The sequence below is a fragment of the Siccirubricoccus deserti genome (assembly GCF_014283215.1).
Taxonomy (GTDB): Bacteria; Pseudomonadota; Alphaproteobacteria; order Acetobacterales; family Acetobacteraceae; genus Siccirubricoccus; species Siccirubricoccus deserti.
Genome location: NZ_JACOMF010000183.1, coordinates 1 through 2,163 on the forward strand (window position 1 = coordinate 1; position 2,163 = coordinate 2,163).

Annotated in this window: 1 protein-coding gene; it reads left to right on the forward strand. The window is 64.2% G+C overall.

The genetic code is table 11. The features are described 5' to 3' along the window. The coding region (locus H7965_RS29580) for a PAS domain S-box protein (RefSeq protein WP_186774057.1) at positions 1-2,163 on the forward strand (2,163 nt) is incomplete at both ends.

A 2,163-nucleotide genomic window follows, 5' to 3' on the forward strand; every position in this document is an offset into this window, starting at 1 on the left:
AAACGACGCCTCGGCTCGGCTCTGAGCGCTCGCAGCGGTGCCGCGCAGGCGCGCGAAATCATCCTGCGGGTCCTCACCCACAACCTGATGCTCCTCAGGTCGCCCACCACAGGGTTTCAACAATGCAACTTGGTCTCCAAAGAGCAGGCGGACGGCTACTGCGCTGCCGACGATGAGGTCATCGCTACGGGCGAGGATCGGGAGATCGAGGAGGAACTCACCCTCCCCGACGGCACCACCCGCTTTCTCCGGACGCGAAAGCGCTTGGTGACCTTGGCGGGGCCCGAGGGCAGCCAGCCTTTCGTGATCGTCTCGGTCGCTGACATCACGGAGAACCGGAGGACCGAGGCCGCTCTGCGCGAGCGAGAGCAGCGCTACCGCGCCACCGTGGAACTGAGCCCGCTCATCTCCTGGTCAGCCGATCCGCAAGGGATGATCCTCGATGCGTCTGAACGGTGGTACGAGAAGACAGGCCTGATGCCGAGCCAGTCCATGGGGACAGCATGGACCGCCGCCGTGCACCCGGACGATCTGCCTGAAACCGCCCGGAGATGGGCGCACTCCGTCCGCACGAGCGAACCGTTTTCGATGGAGTATCGCTACCGCCAGCTGGACGGAACCTACCGCTGGATCCATGCGCGCGCGGTCGTGCTTCGGAACGACGAGGGCAAGTCGGTCCGCTGGTACGGCACTCTTGACGATATCCATGACCGCAGGCTGGCCGAGCAGGCGCTCCGCGAGAGCGAGATGCGCTTCCGGGCCATGGCCGATGATGCCCCTGTCATGATCTGGGTGACAGATCAGGCGGCGAATGGGACCTTTCTCAACCGCCTCTGGTACGAGACCACCGGAACCTCGCCAGAGGAGAATCTCTATACCGCTTGGCTGGAGGCGATACATCCGGAAGACCGCGACAAGGTGGTGCAGGCATTCCTCAGCACGAATGCACGGCAGGAGCATTTCAATGCCGAATACCGCCTTCGCCGCGCCGATGGCAGCTTTGCCTGGGTGATCGACCAGGGCCGGCCGCGCTTCGCAGCAGATGGCAGCTTCCTCGGCTATGTCGGCTCGGTCACCGACATTACCGAACGTCGGGCCATGGAGACAGCACTGCGGGAGAGTGAAGCCTTCGTGCGCAGCGTGCTGGAGAACAGCCCAAGCTGCATCCGCGTGCTCGACCTGGAAGGGCGCCTGCTCTTCATGAACGAGGCCGGGCACCGCCTGCTCGAAACGGAACATGGCAGGCTGGAGGAACAGAATTGGTCAGCCACCTTGCCTACGCATTATGCCGAAGAGGCACGACGGGCACTTGCATCGGCCAAGGCCGGGAAATCCTCGCGTCATCACGGCCACCGCGTCACACGGAGCGGGGCAATGCAATGGCTCGACATTGCCATCGCGCCGGTCCCTGGCGTGGATGACCGTCCGGCCCGCCTGCTGTCGGTCTGGCACGATGTGACCGAGATCAGGGAGGCCCGCGAGGCTGCCGAGCAGGCAAGGCGGGAGGCTGAAGCCGCCGCGGCCCGCCTGTCCTCGGTGCTCGAGAGCACCATGGACAGCGTTGTCGTCGTCAACAAAGAGTGGCGCGTGACGTACATGAACCAGAATGCCAGCCGGATGCTGGCATCGCCGAGGCTCTCAGTTGGTGACGATCTCTGGCAGGTGTACCCGAAGGAGGTGGACGGCGTCTTTGCCCGGCACTACCGACGGGCCATCACGCAGCAGATACCGGTCGCCTTCGAGGAGTTTCTTCCAACCATGAACGCCTGGTTGGAGGTGCAGGCCTATCCGACACCCGAGGGCATTTCCATCTTCTTCCGCGATATTTCCGAGCGACGGCGCGCGGAGCAGGAGTGGCTGAGCGCGCAGGAAAAGCTGGCCTATATGGCGCGGCACGATGTGCTGACCGGTCTGCCAAACCGGTTCCTGCTTCGGGAGCGCCTGGAGCGGCTGGTGGCCGAGGAAGATATCTCGATGGCTGTCCTTTGCCTCGACCTTGACGGCTTCAAGGGGGTGAACGACACGCTTGGCCATCCTGACCTGCCCCCACTTGGGGATCCACGGGTTATGAGAGACTTGACCCATGTTCTGGCTTGGCCGTCTGGCCCTGCCGGAGCGGAGCGTAGGCGGGGCCAGACGGCCAGGGCAACACCGCTTCCGGTG